General features: G+C 67.7%; 16 protein-coding genes. 10 read left to right on the plus strand and 6 right to left on the minus strand.

Features of this window, described 5'->3' with window-relative positions; all coding sequences use genetic code 11:
- Nucleotides 1-25 precede the first annotated feature (25 nt).
- Both BW971_RS02395 and BW971_RS02400 read right to left on the minus strand, forming a co-directional pair.
- Nucleotides 26-1,423, minus strand: coding sequence for an MFS transporter (locus BW971_RS02395; protein ID WP_076476097.1), 1,398 nt, complete (start codon nt 1,421-1,423; stop codon nt 26-28).
- Nucleotides 1,424-1,496: 73 nt separating this feature from the next.
- Nucleotides 1,497-1,934, minus strand: coding sequence for a MarR family winged helix-turn-helix transcriptional regulator (locus tag BW971_RS02400; RefSeq protein WP_076476099.1), 438 nt, complete (start codon nt 1,932-1,934; stop codon nt 1,497-1,499).
- A gap of 191 nt (nt 1,935-2,125) precedes the next feature.
- On the opposite strand from BW971_RS02400, the gene BW971_RS02405 reads away from it, so the two are divergent.
- The 3 genes from BW971_RS02405 to BW971_RS02415 all read left to right on the plus strand — a co-directional run bounded on the left by BW971_RS02405 (nt 2,126) and on the right by BW971_RS02415 (nt 4,294).
- Entirely contained in the window at nt 2,126-2,629 is a 504-nt protein-coding gene (locus BW971_RS02405) for a hypothetical protein (RefSeq protein WP_143690164.1), read from the plus strand.
- A gap of 485 nt (nt 2,630-3,114) precedes the next feature.
- Entirely contained in the window at nt 3,115-3,543 is a 429-nt protein-coding gene (locus BW971_RS02410; RefSeq protein WP_234974186.1) for a DUF294 nucleotidyltransferase-like domain-containing protein, read from the plus strand.
- Nucleotides 3,544-3,691: 148 nt separating this feature from the next.
- Nucleotides 3,692-4,294 (plus strand): hypothetical protein, encoded by a 603-nt coding sequence (locus BW971_RS02415; protein WP_143690165.1) that lies wholly within the window; start codon nt 3,692-3,694, stop codon nt 4,292-4,294.
- A gap of 3 nt (nt 4,295-4,297) precedes the next feature.
- Here the strand turns inward: BW971_RS02415 and BW971_RS02420 are convergent, their stop codons facing one another.
- The gene (locus tag BW971_RS02420; protein WP_076476102.1) at nt 4,298-5,371 is read right to left on the minus strand and encodes an LLM class flavin-dependent oxidoreductase; all 1,074 of its coding nucleotides are present in this window, start codon (nt 5,369-5,371) and stop codon (nt 4,298-4,300) included.
- Between the two features lie 173 nt (nt 5,372-5,544).
- Here BW971_RS02420 and BW971_RS02425 point away from each other — a divergent pair, with 173 nt between their 5' ends.
- The 7 genes from BW971_RS02425 to BW971_RS02455 are packed head-to-tail and all read left to right on the plus strand — an operon-like array spanning nt 5,545 to nt 13,374.
- Nucleotides 5,545-6,738, plus strand: coding sequence for an LLM class flavin-dependent oxidoreductase (locus tag BW971_RS02425; protein ID WP_234974187.1), 1,194 nt, complete (start codon nt 5,545-5,547; stop codon nt 6,736-6,738).
- Nucleotides 6,739-6,748: 10 nt separating this feature from the next.
- Nucleotides 6,749-7,672: an LLM class flavin-dependent oxidoreductase gene (locus BW971_RS02430; RefSeq protein WP_076476106.1), complete on the plus strand. Its 924-nt coding sequence runs from the start codon at nt 6,749-6,751 to the stop codon at nt 7,670-7,672.
- On the plus strand, nt 7,669-8,844 hold the full coding sequence (locus BW971_RS02435; protein ID WP_076476107.1) for an acyl-CoA dehydrogenase family protein: 1,176 nt from the start codon (nt 7,669-7,671) through the stop codon (nt 8,842-8,844). The genes BW971_RS02430 and BW971_RS02435 overlap by 4 nt, the downstream gene beginning before the upstream one ends.
- A 10-nt stretch (nt 8,845-8,854) precedes the next feature.
- Nucleotides 8,855-9,904 carry an aldo/keto reductase gene (locus BW971_RS02440; protein ID WP_076476109.1) on the plus strand — a complete coding sequence of 350 codons (1,050 nt, stop codon included), beginning with the start codon at nt 8,855-8,857 and terminating at the stop codon, nt 9,902-9,904.
- A gap of 16 nt (nt 9,905-9,920) precedes the next feature.
- Nucleotides 9,921-10,952 (plus strand): aldo/keto reductase, encoded by a 1,032-nt coding sequence (locus BW971_RS02445; protein WP_076476110.1) that lies wholly within the window; start codon nt 9,921-9,923, stop codon nt 10,950-10,952.
- Entirely contained in the window at nt 10,949-12,040 is a 1,092-nt protein-coding gene (locus BW971_RS02450) for an LLM class flavin-dependent oxidoreductase (RefSeq protein ID WP_076476112.1), read from the plus strand. The genes BW971_RS02445 and BW971_RS02450 overlap by 4 nt, the downstream gene beginning before the upstream one ends.
- The gene (locus BW971_RS02455; protein ID WP_234974188.1) at nt 12,037-13,374 is read left to right on the plus strand and encodes an NtaA/DmoA family FMN-dependent monooxygenase; all 1,338 of its coding nucleotides are present in this window, start codon (nt 12,037-12,039) and stop codon (nt 13,372-13,374) included. Before BW971_RS02450 ends, BW971_RS02455 begins: the two co-directional genes overlap by 4 nt.
- On the opposite strand, the gene BW971_RS02460 is transcribed toward BW971_RS02455, so the two are convergent.
- Genes BW971_RS02460 through BW971_RS02470 form a run of 3 tightly spaced genes read right to left on the minus strand, consistent with a single transcriptional unit; the run spans nt 13,351 to nt 16,866 of the window.
- On the minus strand, nt 13,351-15,030 hold the full coding sequence (locus BW971_RS02460) for a dipeptide ABC transporter ATP-binding protein (RefSeq protein WP_076476114.1): 1,680 nt from the start codon (nt 15,028-15,030) through the stop codon (nt 13,351-13,353). The genes BW971_RS02455 and BW971_RS02460 overlap by 24 nt on opposite strands.
- Complete coding sequence (locus tag BW971_RS02465) at nt 15,027-15,908, minus strand: ABC transporter permease (protein WP_076476116.1); 882 nt, start codon at nt 15,906-15,908, stop codon at nt 15,027-15,029. The genes BW971_RS02460 and BW971_RS02465 overlap by 4 nt, the downstream gene beginning before the upstream one ends.
- Before the next feature lie 4 nt (nt 15,909-15,912).
- Entirely contained in the window at nt 15,913-16,866 is a 954-nt protein-coding gene (locus BW971_RS02470; RefSeq protein WP_076476118.1) for an ABC transporter permease, read from the minus strand.

Here is a 16,866-nt window from a genome sequence, read left to right on the forward strand (position 1 = left end):
TTCTTCTCCTTCATGAGTGGGTGTTTCAGGACTGGGACTCGGCGCGCCAGGGCAGCGTGCGGTCGGCGAGGACGATCGTCAGCAGTAGCACGCTGGTGCCCAGCATGATCCAGCCGATGCTGCCGACGCCCGCGTTGCTGGGGTGCTCGTGGAACACGATGCCGATCACCGCCGACGAGGCGATGGAGCCGAGGTAACCGGACGAGCGGAGCAGCCCCGACGCCGTGCCGAGCTGTTCGGCCGGCGCTTGGGTGTAGAGCGCCATGGTGTTGCTGGTGGTGCCGCAGCCCTGCGAGACACCGAGCATCACCACCACCACCACAGTGAGCGCCAACCACGCGGGGCCGCCGAGGAACAGGGTGGCGACGCCGGCGACGATGCAGCAGGTCGCGCTGAGGATCTGCGTCGGACGGATCAGGTTGCGCCGTGAGACCGCGGCCACCACCAGTCCGGAGATCACCGTCATCGGGAGCAGCAGCAGGCCGGCGCTGAGCTCGGAGAGTCCGCGGGTGGCCTCCAACCACTGGGTGATGCCGTAGAGCACGGTGTAGGCGCACAGCTGGGTGAGTGCGAATCGCAGATAGGTCCGGCTCAGGGCCATGTTGGCGGCCAGCAACCGCACGTCCAGGAACGGGGTGGCCGCGCGGCGCTCCCACCACACCAACACGATCCACACGGCGATCGACAGGATCAGATAGAGCCACCGCGGATCGGGTAGCGACGACAGGAACAACAGCAGGGTGACCATCCCGGCGGCGAAGCCCACGATGCCGGTGGCGTCGAGTGCCGAACAGACCTGTCGAGGACGGCGATTGGTGATGGGACCGTCCTTCGGGACCCACAGCAGTGCGGGGATGAGCGCGATGATGGCCACCGGCACATTGATGAAGAACACCGCACGCCAACTGAACAGCTGCACCAACAGACCGCCGATGGGCAGGCCCAGCGATGCGGTCGCGATCCCGGCTATCTGCAGACGGCCGAGCACATTACCCGGTGGCGCGTCCAGCCCCGCGACCTGCGCACGTCGCCGGATGAGCAACATCGCCGACGGGTAGGCGCAGGACGTGCCGAGCCCGAGCATCACTCGACTGACCAGCAAAGTCGCCAGGTTCGGAGCGAAACCGCCGACCAGCCCACCGAGCAGCACGATGACCAGACCGGTGAGAAACACCCGTCGAGGCCCGAAGACATCGGCGGCTTTGCCGGCCGTGGGTTGAGCGATCGCCGTGGCGACGTAGAGCGCGGAGACCAATGCCGCGGTCTCACCGATGGGCACCCCGACGCCGTGGGCGATGGGAACCAGGGCGGTGGCGATCAGGGCGCTGTTGATCGGGTTGAGGGTCGAACCGAAATACAGCGGAGTGGTGAACCGCCAGGAGAACGGTCTCTCCGTCACGGCGGACATAGTCGATGACGACATGGGTGCCTCCTCGGCAGGCGTGCGAGGTCTCACGGCCACCCTGCGATGGTCGCGTCGCGCCAGGCGATGTGGGTCAGAGCAGTTCGGCGAGATGCTCGATGAGCGGTGCGGCTCTGCCGATCAGCTCTCGTTGCTCGAGGCTGAAGTGTTCGGCCAACACCTCGGTCAGGCGGTCGGTGAACTGGCCGCGACTGGCGAGCACCACGTCTCGCCCCTCGTCGGTGATGGTCACGATGATCCGCCGGCCGTCGTCGGGGTCGGGGTCGCGCGAGATCAGCCCCCGCGCCTCGAGCGAGACCACGCGCGTGCCCATGGACTGCGGGCTGATCTCCTCCCACCGAGCCAGGCCGGCCGTGGTGTCGGGTCCGTGACGATTGAGCCGCGACAGCACAGCGCGCTCCGGCAGGCCCAGCTCGGCTTTGTTGCTCTCCCGTGCGCGCCGCGACATCAGGCTGACCGCGGAGCGCACAGCGAAAGCGGTCTCGCGGATGTCGTCGTCGTGGTCGGCCATGATTAGAACGCTAGACTTGCAAGTCTGACCTGTCAATCGAGGTCGGTCCTCACGACCGCCGATCACGATCGCGCCTCTCCTGCATAACCGCTTAGTAAACCCTGCTAACCACCTGTCAGGCCCCTGCGATAGTCCGTCTGTGATCGGGAGTCGGGCCCGGTGATGACCATCCATTCGACAGAGGGATCACGATGACGAACACTTCGGCTCGACGGGCCCTTGGACGACGTGCCGCCACCCTGGCCGTATGCGTCGCCGCCGCTTCCGGGGCGGCGGTGGTCGGCACGGGTGCCGCACAGGCAGCCCCCGGTGACACCGTGCAGTACTCACCCACCTTCACCGTCACACCCGGATTCCTGTGTGGCGCCCGTATCGACGCCACCAAGATCCCCGGCGCGCAGAAGGGGACCTACCGGGTCAAGGCGCACGTGCAGCGGTTCGGGTTCAACTGCGGAACGTTCAAGGTCGGTGTCGACTGGAAGAACACCACCACCGGCTCCCACGACGGTCAGATCGACACGGTGCTGCCGGATGGCTCCATCGCGGGCGCGCCGGACGGTGTCCTCGACGGGTTCGGCTACGGCCCCGGTGTCGGCAAGGTCGAGTCCACCATCACGACCTACGCCCGCTACGACGAGGGTGCGGTCACCCCGCTGCCCAATATCCCCGGCCGCGCCACGTTCACTCTGAGGTAGCGGCGGGCACCCTGAGCCGGGGTGACGCCCGGTGCGGAGATCTTCGACGGCTTCCGCGCACCCGCCGAGGACCTCTCCGTGGTTCCGCAGGGAACGGTGGAGCTGTGGAACACAGAGAGTTTCGCGCCCGACGGTCCCGACGAGCCGCCCGGACCAGGTGGCATCGTCGGTGTCTCGTCGCTGCTGTCCGGTGGGAAGGACGGTCCGCTGGCCGTCGCGGTGGGACCAGTGCGATTGTGTCGGATCCCCGTGTCCACGGCCCGCGCACTGTTCGCGACACCCGGTGGCGCAGACGATCTCGCCAGGCGGCTGACCGCACGGAGTCGTCGCACCCCGTCCAACGCCGGGCACGGCACCCGCGGCGATGATGGTCGACCGCAAACACGACTACGTGGTCATCCCTACCGCCGACGGTACCTACGGCATCTTGACCGACGCGGCTGCACGTACTACCGGTGCTCAACCCGTCGGGCGAGGTGCGTGGAGTGGTGTTGCCATCCGACTTCATCGCCGCGCCGGCCGGTCCGAGTATGTCGCTGCGTGGGTTGATCGACCATGCGCGCACGGTGGAGGATCTGCAGCATCAGGCCGGCCGAATGCCTCACCTGGTCACCGATCTGGTGAGACGAGAGCAACCGTCGTTCGATGTGACCACGGTGCTGTCGCTGGTGCACGACGCGGTGGTACGTCGGGCGTTGGAGCTTGTGCTGAACCGGCATCAAGAACTCGACGGTGCGGAGTTGGCCTGGCTCTCGCTGCGTAGCAACGCACGTCGCGAAGCAGTGCGCGGATCCGACATCGACTCCGCCGCGTCGTTCGCCGATTCGGTGGACCCTGGCCGCCTCAGATCGGCCTGCCGTCGAGCAACGATATTCTGGTCGCACGGCGGCTCTCGCCGATGGACCGCAAGATGATCGCGCAAGGCGTGCACGAGATCGCCGGTGTGCAGCGGACGATGGCCAACTTGTCGAGATATGCTCCGGTGACGCAGAAACTCGTAGCGACACGCCGTTCGGATGGGTGAGCTGTAACACTCACAGCTGATTCGCAGATAGACCGGTCATGGCACATCCGCGTGACTTCACCATGACCACCGCATCGCCCGCCAGTGCATGGCGTGGCACCGTATTCATGATGGCCGCGCTGTCGGCCGTCGGCGCCTTCCTCATCTCGATCTGCGTCTCGGCTCCGGCCGAGGCCGCACCACCGGTCGACGTGGTGGGCACCCTGACCCGAGCCGGGGTGCCCGCCGACGTCGCCGCGACGGCCGTGACGGCCACCCCGGCGGCGGCACTGGACACGGTGAACATCGTGAATCCGCGAGGCGGGTTCCTGGGCAACAAGATCGACGCCCGTATCGACCATCCGCGCGGCACCGTCACCGTGATCCAACGCTACATGGAGAACGAGAAGTCACAACTGTCCGTGGCCTGGGTCAACCTGCGCAACGGCCGTTCCGGCGTCAGTGGGTTCCCCAACGTGGTGCCGTCGGATCAGCGCCCCACGGGTTACCCCACCACCGACCGCACCGCGGTGCTGAACACCGGTGCCGGTCCCGTGCTCATCCTGGTCTACGGGCGGGTGCCGTCGGAGACCAGCCTCATCCCGCTGAACCCCGAAGCGTTCGGTTATCTGACGCCGGCGCCCAGGGTCCTGACCGTCTGAGACTCACCGCAGCAACGGGAGCAGCTGGTTGCCCTGCCGTTCGATCTCGCGCAGATACGGGGTGTCCGACAGGACGAAGTGTGTGATGCCCAGGTCCTGGTACTTGCGCAGCGACGTGGCGACGTCGTGCGCCGACCCGACCAGCCAGGTGGTCGCGGCACCGCCACCGCCGTACCGTCCGGGCGCGGTGTAGAGGTTGTCATCCAGGACGTCACCGCGTTCGGCGAGGTCGAACAATCGCTGTTGACCGACCGCGTTGCGTCGATGTGGATTGGTGGCAGACGAGTCCGTACCGCGCGCCGCCGCCATCGTTGCGACCTTGGCCTCCGCATCGGACCACGCCTCTTCGGTGGTGTCCCGCACGAAGGTCGTTATCCGCAGCCCGAATTCGAGTGGGGCATGACGGCGACCGACCTCGTCGCTCAACTGACGTAATCGGGAGATGCGGTCGGCGACACCGTCGAGGGTCTCACCCCAGAACAGTTGGACGTCGGCCTCGGCGGCGGACACTCGTTCGGCCTCGGCGGACGCCCCGCCGAAGTACAGCGTGGGGTGGCGCCGCCTGGGACGTTCGGTGATCCGCGGGGTGACCGTCGAGTCGTCCACGTGGAAGTGGTCACCGTGGAAGGTCACGTTCTCCTCGGTCCACAGTCGACGCACCAGGTGCAAGAACTCGGCGGTGCGCGCGTACCGGGCCTCGCGGTCGACGTGGTGATCGCCATACGCGGCCAGGTTGTCGATCCCCGACACGATGTTCACCCGAACCCTGCCGCCGGTCAGGTTGTCGAGAGTCGCTGCCGCAGAAGCGAAGTGGGCCGGCTGCCAGTATCCCGGGCGGATCGCGATCAACGGCTCGAAGCTGGTGGTGCGCGCGGCCAGCGCGGTGGCGACCGTGAAGGTGTCTGGTCGTTCCCATCCGGTGCCGATCAACGCGCCGATGAACCCGTTCTGCTCGAGCGCCACCGCATGGCTGGTCAGGGTCGCCAGGCTGTTGTGACCCTCGGTCGCGTCGTCACCGCGGTGCCCGGGTGCGTTCTGGTTGGGGATGTACCAGAGGACATCGGGTGATGGCGTCATTCCAGCGAACATACTGGCGGCATCACCGTCGGGTCATCTTGCATTCACCGTGAGCGCAAGCGGTGACGCTCGGAGGGCCCACTGGTTGACTCGGTGCGAGCGGCTCTTCGCAGCGAAAGGATCCCGCTCTGACCAGGCAACTGCACCTCAACGTCAACATACTCAACGCGGGCGTGTTCGGTGGCTCGTGGCGATACCCGGGTACCGACGGCCTCGCGAGCTACTCGATCGACCACTACACCTCGATCGCTCGGAAGGCCGAAGAGGCGTCGCTCGACGCGGTGTTCCTGGCCGACAGCCCTGTTCTCGACCCCAGCATCCGACATCGCACCGGGAACAATCTGGAACCGTCGGTGGTGCTGGCCCGTGTCGCGGCGCAGACCGAACGGATCGGATTGATCGGGACGCTGTCGTCGTCGTACAACGACCCCGACGAACTCGCGCGCCGTCTCGGTGATCTCGACGTCGTGAGCGGTGGGCGTCTGGGGTGGAATGTGGTGACCACGGCGGGGGCTGCGGCCGCGGCGAACTTCGGGCGCTCCGCCGAACCCGATCACGCGATCCGCTACCGCCGCGCCGCAGAGCTCACCGAGCACGTGGTGGCGGCGTGGGATGCGCGGACCGCGCTGGTGTCCCCGCAAGGTCGACCGGTGGTGGTACAGGCCGGGGGGTCCACCGACGGCAAGAAACTCGCGGCCCGAGTCGCCGAGGTGGTCTTCTCCGCCGAACAAGAGGTCGACAAGGCGGTGGCCTTCCGGACAGAACTGCGCGGTGCAGCAGCGGAACTCGGTCGTGACCCGGAAGGTCTGGTGATCCTGCCGGGGTTGTCCACCGTGCTGGGGAGTACCGAGGCCGAGGCTCGTGCCCGACGCGACCTGCTCGACGACCTGCTGCCCGATGCGTACGCACGAGCCCGCCTTGGAGGACAGCTGGGCTTCTCGCTCGACGGTCTCGACGACGACCAACCCATCCCGCCGGAGCTGTTGCACGATCCCGATTCCGCGGGCGGATCACAGACGTTCTACCGCGTGGTTCACGACATCATCGTCCGCGAGAACCCCACGCTCGGGCAGTTGTTGCGCACGCTGTCGGGCGGTGGTGGGCACCGGATCGTGGTCGGCACCCCCGAGCAGATCGCCGACGACATCGAGCTCTGGTTCCGACGCGGCGCCGCCGACGGATTCAACGTCATGCCCGACGTGCTGCCCTCGGGTTTCGACGACTTCGCCGAGCAGTTGGTCCCGGAGTTGCAGCGCCGTGGTCTGTTCCGCAGGGAGTACGACCACAACACCCTGCGCGGTCACCTCGGGCTGGGTCTACCACGCATACCGGCGATCACCCACCGCCATCTGTTGAGCGCGGGGTGAGGGGCAACCGATGAGCATTCTGCTGGAACTGACGGTCGGGGAGCGGGTCTCGGATACCGCGGCATCGGTGGTGTCCCTGACGGAGGCCGACCACCTCACCCACGTGGCGCACGAAGTGGGCGTGACGGGCATCCGCCTGGTGGATTCCGCACCCGGTGCCGTGGTGGTGGATCCGTCGATCACCGCCGCGTACCTCGCTGGACGGTATCCGGGGCTCGGCTTCCTGGTCGACGCGCCGACCACCCACAACTCGCCGTACAACCTGGCCCGCCGGATCCTGTCCCTGGATCGGTCCACCGACGGGCGAGCGGGCGTGGTGCTGCGCACCGGTCGCGGTGACGAGGTCAGCGACGCCGTGACACCGCGTCCGCCGACCGACGACCCGGCTCGACGGCATCGGGAGTACGCACAGCTGCTCGCCGCATTGTGGGAGTCATTCCCCCGCGACGCGTTACGCGGCGATCAAGAGCGGGCCGTCGTCGCCGACGACGCGCTGATCAGGCCGGTGCATCACCAGGGGAGCTTCTACCGGGTGGCGGGCCCCTTGGACGGCCCGTCATCGGTGCAGGGCCGCCCTGTGCTGGCGGTCGTCGCCGCAGATCCGGTCGACCTCGGTAACGTGCTCGCCATCGCCGACGTGGTGATCACCGACCTCGACACGGCACCCGCGGCGGTCTCGGCCGCGGCCGACGTCGCCGGGCGTACGCGTACCGACATCGCGGTGCTGGCCCGTACCGTCACCGTCGACGACCCACAGGAATTGTCGGCGCGGGCTTCTCGTGCCGGGGTCGACGGTTGGGTTGTCGCGCCGACCGGTGACGCGCGCACAGTGCACGCCGCGATACGTCGGCTGGAGGATCTGCAGTCGCCGGACTCCGGCGGCACGCTGCGCTCACTGCTGGGACTTCCGCAGCCGGCCACGGTGACCGCGTGACCGCCCTGCCGATCGAGCGGAGGTCGGTCGCGGAGGTCCTGGCTCACCTCGCCGAGACCGCAGCGGCCCGCGAAGGTGAACGCGATTACGCCATCGACGATGTCCGGGAACTCGCCCAGGCGGGGATCACGCTGACCGGGGTCGCACGGTCCGACGGTGGTGCGGGCGGCTCCGTTCGCGACGTGGTCGAGGTGGTCATCGACATCGCGCGTGCGGATTCGAATGTGGCGCAGGCGTTGCGGCCCACCTTCCTGGTCGCCCAGCAGATCGCCGAGCGGAAGGACGTACCGTTCCGCGACACCAACCTCGCGCGGTTGCGAGCCGGTGCCCTGTTCGCGGGCACGGCCAACGAGCGCACCGGCGGTGCCAGTGGCAGCATCTCCGCGACGGCGCGACGCGTCGAGGGCGGCCACATCGTCACCGGTGTCAAGTACTACTCGACCGGTGGGCTGTACGCGTCGTACTTCTCCACACAGGCGTTGACCGAGGACGGTGAGGCTCTGCGGTTCACCATCCCGGTCGACCGCCCGGGTCTGCGCCGCCTCGACGACTTCGACGCGATAGGGCAGCGACTGACCCAGAGCGGTTCGACCCATCTCGACGAGGTGTTCGTCGCCGACGAGGAGTCTTATCGTGCCGCGGATGTCGGGTCGGATAATCCGTGGCCGGGATCGTTTGCGCAGCTCTACCTCGCCGCCGTGCAGGCGGGTATCGCCGTACGTGCCCTCGACGACGCCGTGCAGTTCGTCCGGGAACGCGCCCGACCGATCAAACACAGTTCCGCGCAGTCGAGTTCGGACGACCCGTATGTGCAGCAGACGGTGGGGGAGATCGGCGCCCGTTCACAGACCGCGCGCGCGGTGGTCCTTCTCGCCGCCGAGGCGTTGCAGGATCGCCGCGGACCGACCGGTGAGGTGGCGAGATCCGCGGCCGCGGCGGCCGCGGTGCAGGTGGCCGAGGCCGGCGTCATCGCGATCGAGTCCGCACTGCGTGCGTCGGAGCTGCTCTTCGACGTGGCGGGCGGCTCGATCACCGACCGTGCTCTCGGGTTCGACAGGCACTGGCGCAACGCCCGGACGGCGGCCAACCACAATCCACGGCAGTGGAAGGCCGCGGTCGCCGGCGCGTATCACATCAGCGGTGCCGAGCCGCCCACCACCGGACTGTTCTGAGGAGGACATCATGACCATCGCACCGTCCCGGGTGCTCGGCCGCACCGGTGTGCGTGTCACGCCACTGACGTTGGGCACCATGAACTTCGGCAGGTGGCAGGACGAGACGACCAGTCTCGCGATCATCGATGCCGCGCTGCAGGCGGGTATCTCTGTCATCGACACCGCCGACGTCTACGGCGACGGGCGGTCTGAGGAGATCGTCGGCAAGGCGATCAGCGGTCGTCGCGACGACGTGTTCCTCGCCACCAAATTCCATGGTCAGGTGGGTGACGATCCGCGTCACGCGGGGAACTCGCGATGGTGGATCGTGCGTGCCGTGGAAGACAGTCTGCGTCGGCTCGGCACCGACCACATAGACCTCTATCAGGCGCATCGACCCGACCCGCGGACCAACCTGCTGGAGACCCTGCAGACCCTGAACGACCTGATCACGCAGGGCAAGATCCGGTACTTCGGCACCTCGGTGTTCCCCGCCCACCGCCAGGTGGAGGCGCACTGGTTGGCCGAGAAGTACGGACTCATCGGACCGCACACCGAACAACTCCCGTACTCGCTACTGGTGCGGGGTGCCGAGCGTGAGGTGTTCCCGGTGACCCGCGCCTACGGCGTGGGGGTGCTGTCCTACGGTCCGCTCGCCGCGGGGTGGCTGTCGGGTAGGTACCGCGTCGACGGGCAGCAACCCGAATCGGCTCGGGCGGCGCTGATCCCGGGTCGCTTCGACATCGGGGCGGCGCAGAACCGACGCAAGCTGGAGGCGGCGGATGCACTGGCCCGTCTCGCCGAGGACCGCGGGCTGACCCTGGTCGACCTGGCCATCGGATTCGCCACCGAACATCCCGCGGTGAGCAGCGTGATCATCGGCCCGCGCACCGCCGAACACCTCGACGCGTACGTGCGGGCGTCATCCACCGTGCTCGACGCCGACACCCTCGACCGCATCGACGAGATCGTGGCCCCGGGAACCCAGTTCGTCGAACGCGACACCGGCGTCGACACCCCGTCGCTACAGCCCGAGGCGCTACGTCACAATCCCGCGACGCAACCCGTCACCCTCTGAAAGGTTCAACCGAGACATGTCGTACGGAACATTCGAGACCACCTACACCGCCGCACCGGACCGGTATGAGAGCAGCACCTTCCGGCGGGCCGGGAAGTCGGGTCTCGACCTGCCGGCTTTCTCGTTCGGACTGTGGCAGAAATTTGGAACGGACTACCCGTTCCAGACGCAGCGCGAGATCATCCTGCACGCCTTCGACCTCGGCATCACCCACTTCGACAACGCGGATCGGTACGGACCGCCGCATCGCGCCGCACAGCAGAACTTCGGCAAGGTGCTCGCATCCGACCTCGCACCGCACCGCGACGAGATCGTGCTGTCGACCAAGGCGGGCAACCCCATCGGTCCGAGCCCCTATCTCAAGGGCGGTTCCCGGAAGACGTTGTTGAACTCGCTGGAACACAGCCTCCGCGACCTCGGCACCGACTACGTCGACATCTTCTACCACCACCGGCCGGACGAAACGACGCCGATCGAGGAGACCGTCGCGGCGTTGGCCGCGGCGGTGCAACAGGGCAAGGCGCTCTACGTGGGCATCTCGAACTACCCCACCGATCAAGCACACAGGATCGCCGACCTGCTGGCGGCGGCCGGTGTCCCGTTGCTCGTCCACCAACCCCGCTACTCGATCTTCGACCGCACCATCGAACGCAACGGACTACTCGATCTCGCCGAGAGCGACGGTTTCGGTCTCGTCGTGTATTCACCGTTGGCGCAGGGTCTGCTGACCGACAAGTACCTCGAGACGATCCCCGACGGTGCGCGTGCGGTGAACAGCACCTTCCTCAGCCCGGACGTGATCACCGACACCTACCGGAGCCGGGCCGCCGAACTGAACAAGCTCGCCGAGGCACGGGGACAGTCGCTGGCACAGTTGGCCCTGCAGTGGGTGTTGCGGCGACCGGCGGTGACCTCGGCGTTGGTCGGGGCGAGTTCCACCGCGCAGCTGGACCACAACGTGCGCGCGCTGGACTTCGCGCCGTTGACCGACGCCGAGCTCGCCATCATCGACGAGCACGGCGTCGACGGCACCGGACTGAACCGGTGACCGCACCCGCCGGTGCGCTGATCGGGGCGGGGGTGCCCGACGGACGACCCTTCCGCCTCAACTTCCTCCTGCATCTCGACAACGATCTGGACCCGGCGACCGCCTACCGGCAGGCCATCGAACTGTTCGTCGCCGCCGAACACCTCGGTTACGACTCCGGGTGGGTGATCCAACGACACTTCCGGCAGGGCAACGAGCACGTGTCCGCACCCTTGGTGGTGCTCGCGGCGATCGCCCAGCACACCCGGCGGATCGGTCTGGGAACCGGTGTGCTGGTGCTCCCGCTGGAGGACCCGCTGCGGGTGGCCGAGGATGCCGCGACCCTGGACGAGATCGCTGGTGGACGACTGGAACTGGGAATCGGGTCCGGTCCGTTCACCGGTGCCTGGGAAGCCTTCGGCAAGGACCTCACCGCACGGCATCAGCTGTACGAGGAGTCGGTGAACAGACTGCACGACGTCCTCGACGGCCGCCCGCTCAACTCGCTGCACGAGCGCCTGCACCCACCCGCGCCGGGGTTGCGGTCACGGTTGTGGCAGGCCACCACCAGTGCTCCCGAGCACGCGAAGTCGGCTGCGCAGGCGGCGGCCCGCGCCGGGGACGGGTTGCAGCTGTCACGTGCGCACACGTTCGGTGGGGGCACCACCCGCGAAGCGCAGCAACGTCAGGCGGAGTGGGTCGAGGCGTACCGGGAGGCGTGGGCGCCGACCGACCGGGAACCGCGCGTGCAGGTCTCGCGGGCGGTGTACCCGCACGAGGATCGTGACGAGGCGATCCGACTGGTCACTCCCGGTGTGCGCCGCTGGCAGAGCTGGAGTTCCACGGGGGCGCCGAGTCACACAGGTTCGGTGGAGGAGTACCTCGTCGCCGATCACGCCCTGATCGGACCGAGCGAGGAGCTGGCGGGTGAGCTGTCCGAGGATCCCGCGTTGCGCCATGCCACCGATCTGCTGATCAGCTTCGTACCCGGTGTTCCCGATCTCGGCGAACATCTGCGCCTGCTGGAGGCCGGAGCCAGAGATCTCGCACCCGCGCTGGGCTGGACGCCCCGGTCAGAGGGGGACCTCGGGAGAAGGGCAACACCGTGAGTCTGCACCTGAACCTGTCGTTGATGACACCCGGTCATTTTCGCCAGGCATGGCGACTGCCGCACGCCGACCCGTTGGCCTACCTGGACATCGACCACTTCGTTCGGCTGGCGAGGTTGGCGGAGGCGGCGAAGATCGACGCCGTGTTCCTCGGCGACGGTCCCGCGTTGCGGGGAGAGATCGGTGACGCGCCGGGCAGCGGTATAGATCCGTTGATCCTGCTGGGTCATATCGCCGCGGTCACCGACCAGCTGGGTGTGGTGATCACCAGCTCGACCACCTACAACTCGCCCTATAACCTGGCCCGCCGATTCCAGGCCCTCGACCACGTGACGAAGGGTCGGGCTGCGGTGAACATCGTGACCACCGGGACCCCCGCCGCGGCCGCCAACTTCGGTCTCGACGACCATCCCGACAAGGTGACCCGGTACCGGCGTGCGTGGGAATTCCTGGACGTGGTGACCAAACTGTGGGACAGCTGGGAGACCGACTGGTTGGTCGCCGACAAGGGATCGGGCCGGTACGGCGACCCGGAGAAGGTGCACCGCATCGACCACCACGGTGAGTTCTTCTCCGTCGCGGGCCCGCTCCCGGTGGCCGCCGGTCCGCAGGGTCGACCGGTCCTGGTCCAGGCCGGTGGTTCGGAGGGCGGATTGAAGCTGGCCGGTGACTTTGCCGACGTGGTCTTCACCGTGGCTCAGACCCGTTCCAAGGCTGTCGCTTTCCGTCGGGACATCCGTGCGCGTGCCGGGGCGGCGGGTCGGCACCCCGACGACGTCAAGGTCTCCTTGGGTGTGGTGGTGCTGGTGGACGAGACCGCGGAGGCCGCCCAACGGCGCCTTGCGGAGTTGGCCGACACCTTGCCCATCGAACGGTTGGCGAGACAACTCGTGGACGGCTTGGGACTGTCGGCAACCGATTTCGGTCCCGACGACCCGATCACCTCGGACGACTTGCCCGCCGACCTCCCGCCGTCGGCGTTCTCGACGGGCTTCGCCGTGTCGACGCGCGCGTTGATCGCCGAACGACCGCACACCCCGCGGGAACTGATCGTGGCCAGCGCCGGGGGTGCGGGGCATCGGCTGCTGGTGGGTTCCGCCGAGCAGGTGGCCGACGATCTGCAGGAGTGGTTCGCCGCCGGTGCTGCCGACGGTTTCACCATCATGCCCGCCGATACCGCCGTCGACCTGCCCAACTTCACCCGGTTGGTGGTGCCGATCCTGCAGCAGCGTGGCCTGTTCCGGCGTGACTACACCGAGCCGACGCTACGGGGCCGCCTCGGCTTGCCTGCTGCGCGCGGCGTGGCGGTGTCAGGCGGAGCGCAGGTGGGCTGAAGTCTCCACCGGTGTCCCGGGAATGGCGGCAATCAGCTCGCGAGTGTAGGCGTGTTCGGAACCGTCGAACACCGCACCGACGGAACCCGTCTCGACCACCTGGCCGTCCTTCATCACCGTCACGTCGTCGGCGATCATTCGCACCACGCCGAGATCGTGGGTGACGAAGACGTAGCTCAGTCCACGCTCGGACTGGAGATCGACGAGCAACTGCAGGATCTGCGCCTGCACCGACACGTCGAGCGCACTGACCGCCTCGTCGAGGACCAATACCTCGGGTTGCACGGCGAGCGCCCGGGCGATGGCGACGCGTTGCCGCTGGCCGCCCGACAGCTCGCCCGGCTGCCTCCGAGCGACCTCCGGGGGCAAGGACACGGCATCGAGGAGTTCGCCGACCCGCTCTCTACGGCCGTCCTTGCCACCGCCCAGACCGAAGGCGACGAGGGGTTCGGAGATGATCCGCGCCACCGAATACCGGGGATCGAGCGAGGTGAACGGGTTCTGGAACACGAACTGCAGGTTGCGCCGGACCTGACGGAGGTCGTCGCCGCGCAGGGTGGTCAGCTCGTTGCCGTCGATCCGCACGGATCCGGCGTCGGGAGTCGCCAACCCGGCGACGATGCGCGCCAGTGTCGACTTCCCGGCCCCCGACTCACCGACGATCGCGTGGGTGGTGCCGCGGCGCAGCGTGAGGTCGACCGAGGCGAGCGCATTCACGGTGTGCTCGGCCCCACGTACGCGGGACCGATAGGTACGCGAGATGCCCTGTGCGACCAGGATGTCGTCGGTCTCGACACGGGAGTCGGCGCGCCCGCTGGTCGGCTGTAACCGTCCGGAGTGTCGTGCCGGTGCGGCGGCCAGCAGCCGGCGGGTGTAGTCGTCGGTGGCCTGCGTCGCCACGGCGTCCGGGGTTCCGGAGTCGACGATACGGCCGTGCCGCATGACCAGGATCCGGTCGGAGCGTTCCAACGCCACCCCGAGGTCGTGGGTGATCAGCAGCACGCCGATGCCCAGGTCGCTGCCGAGTCCGACCAGGTGGTCGAGGATGCGACGCTGCACGGTGACATCGAGGGCACTGGTCGGCTCGTCGGCGACGATGACCTTCGGGTTGCCTGCCAGCGCGATGGCGATCAGGGCGCGTTGTTTCATGCCGCCGCTGAGTTCGTGCGGGAACTGGTCGAAGACGCGCTCGGCGTCGGCCAGACCGGCCGTACGCAGTGCCTGCAGGGCCTCGTCCCTGCCCACCTCGCCCCTCAGCGGCGTGGGTCGACGTTTGGGTTGATTGAACCGGACCGCCTCCACCACCTGACGACCGATCCGCTTGACGGGATTCAACGACGTGTTGGGATCCTGTGGGATGAAGCCGACGTAGTTGCCGCGTACCAGCGACATCCGACGCTCGTTCCACCCGGTGACGTCGACGGTGTCGTAGGCGATGCGACCCTGCCGGATACGCGCGTTCCCTGGGAGCAGACCCAGCGAGGCCAACACCACCGACGTCTTACCGGACCCGGACTCGCCCACGAGGGAGACGAACTCTCCCGCGTGCACGCTGATGTCCACGTCGTCGACGGCGGTCGCCCACTGCCGTCGAGTGCGGTAGTCCACCGACAACGACGAGATATCGAGCAGCGGTTCGGCGGTGTGATCGGTCATGAGACCCTGGCCTTTCGGAAGGAGACGCTGATGCGGTGGGTGGCGATCACGACGATCGCCAGCGACGCCCCTGGCAGGATCGACACCCACCACGACGACGCGACGTAGTCACGACCCTCGGAAACCAGCAGGCCCCACTCGGGCTGCGGTGGTGGTGCGCCGTACCCGAGGAAACCCAGGCTCGCGACGGCGAGGATGGCGGTGCCGACCTCCACTGCGGCCAGCGCCAGCACGGAGTTCAGCGAATTCGGCACCACGTGTTTGACGACCACCGCGAGCCGCCGGACCCCCAGCCCGTATGCGGCCTGGACGTAGTCGCGCGAGGCGACGGTCATCACCTCCGCGCGCATCACCCGGGCGAACGACGCGATGGACGAGATCCCGACGGCCAGCGCGACGTTGTAGGTGGAGTAACCGAGCACCGAGACCACGACCATCGCCAGCAGCAGGCTGGGGATGGCGAGGAACACGTCGACGCAGCGCATGATGACGGTGTCGACCACACCGCGGGCGAACCCGGCCACCAGTCCCAGCAGGGTGCCGACGCCGAAGGCGATGAGAACGGCCAGCAAGGTGGATGCCAGCGTGGTGCGGGCCCCGAATACGCTGCGCGCGAACATGTCGCGCCCCAGCCGATCGGTGCCGAACCAGTGCTGCGCGTACGGTGCGAGGAAGCTGGCATCCGGGTTACCGTCGAACGGGCTGTAGTGGGTGAAGAGGCCCGGAACCACGGCCCAGCCGATCGCGGTCAGGACCACCACCCAGGCGATGATAAGAACCGGCTTACGGGTCAGATCCGTCACCGCGGTGCGCAGCCCTGCACCGACGGGGGAGGGCGGGGGTGTCAGGGCGAGGGTCTCCACCTGAGATGCGGTCATCGTGTCACCTCGCCACCGCCGTCAGCAGCGGAGTCCGCAGGCGCGGGTCCAGCAGCGGATAGACCAGGTCGACCACCAGGTTGATGGCCGCGAAGATCAGCGCGACCAGGACCACCAGACCCTGGACCAGTGGGACGTCGAGGGTACTGATCGCCGACTGTGTCAACCGACCCACACCGCTGCGGGCGAAGACGGTCTCGGTGATCACCGACGCGGCGATCAGGTTGCCGAACGTGATGCCGGCAATGGTGAGGGCGGGCAGGCTGGCGTTGCGGAACACGTCCTTGGTCAACACCTGTATCTTGTCGGCACCCTTGGCGTAGCTGGTGACCACGTATCCCGACTGCAGTTCGGTGCCGAAGCTGCGGACCAGCAGCTGCGCGATGGGCCCGGACACCGGCACGGCGAGGGTGATGGTCGGTAGCACCAGGCTGCGCCAGCCGTCGTTGCCGAAGGCCGGGAACCAACCGAGGCGGAAGGCGAAGATCTGCAACAGCAGGATCCCGGACAGGAACACCGGTACCGACACCGCCACGGTCGGCAGGGATTCGATCAGTCCCCGCAACCAGGCCTGTCGGCCGGCGGTGGCCGCGATCGCCACCGCGAACGCGATGAGCACGGCCAGGGTGAGCGCGCAGACCGACAGGATCAGCGTCTGCGGTAACGCGGCCCCGATGGCACCGACCACCGACTGCCCGGACTGTACCGAGGTGCCGAAGTCGAACCGCAGGAAGTGCCCTAGACGGGAGAAATACTGCAGCACTATCGGATTGTCGAAGCCGTAGCTGTGTGCGACCTTGGCCTTCACCTCGGGCGGGATGGAGTTGATCGAGGCGGGGTCGAACAGCAGGTCGACAGGATTGGCCGGTAGCACGTACAGCAGCACGAAGGTGAGGGTGAAGGCAGACCACACCACGAACAGGGCGCGGCCCACGCGCAGGGCGATGTATCTGGTCAT

This window comes from Williamsia sterculiae, from assembly GCF_900156495.1.
Taxonomy (GTDB): domain Bacteria; phylum Actinomycetota; class Actinomycetes; order Mycobacteriales; family Mycobacteriaceae; genus Williamsia_B; species Williamsia_B sterculiae.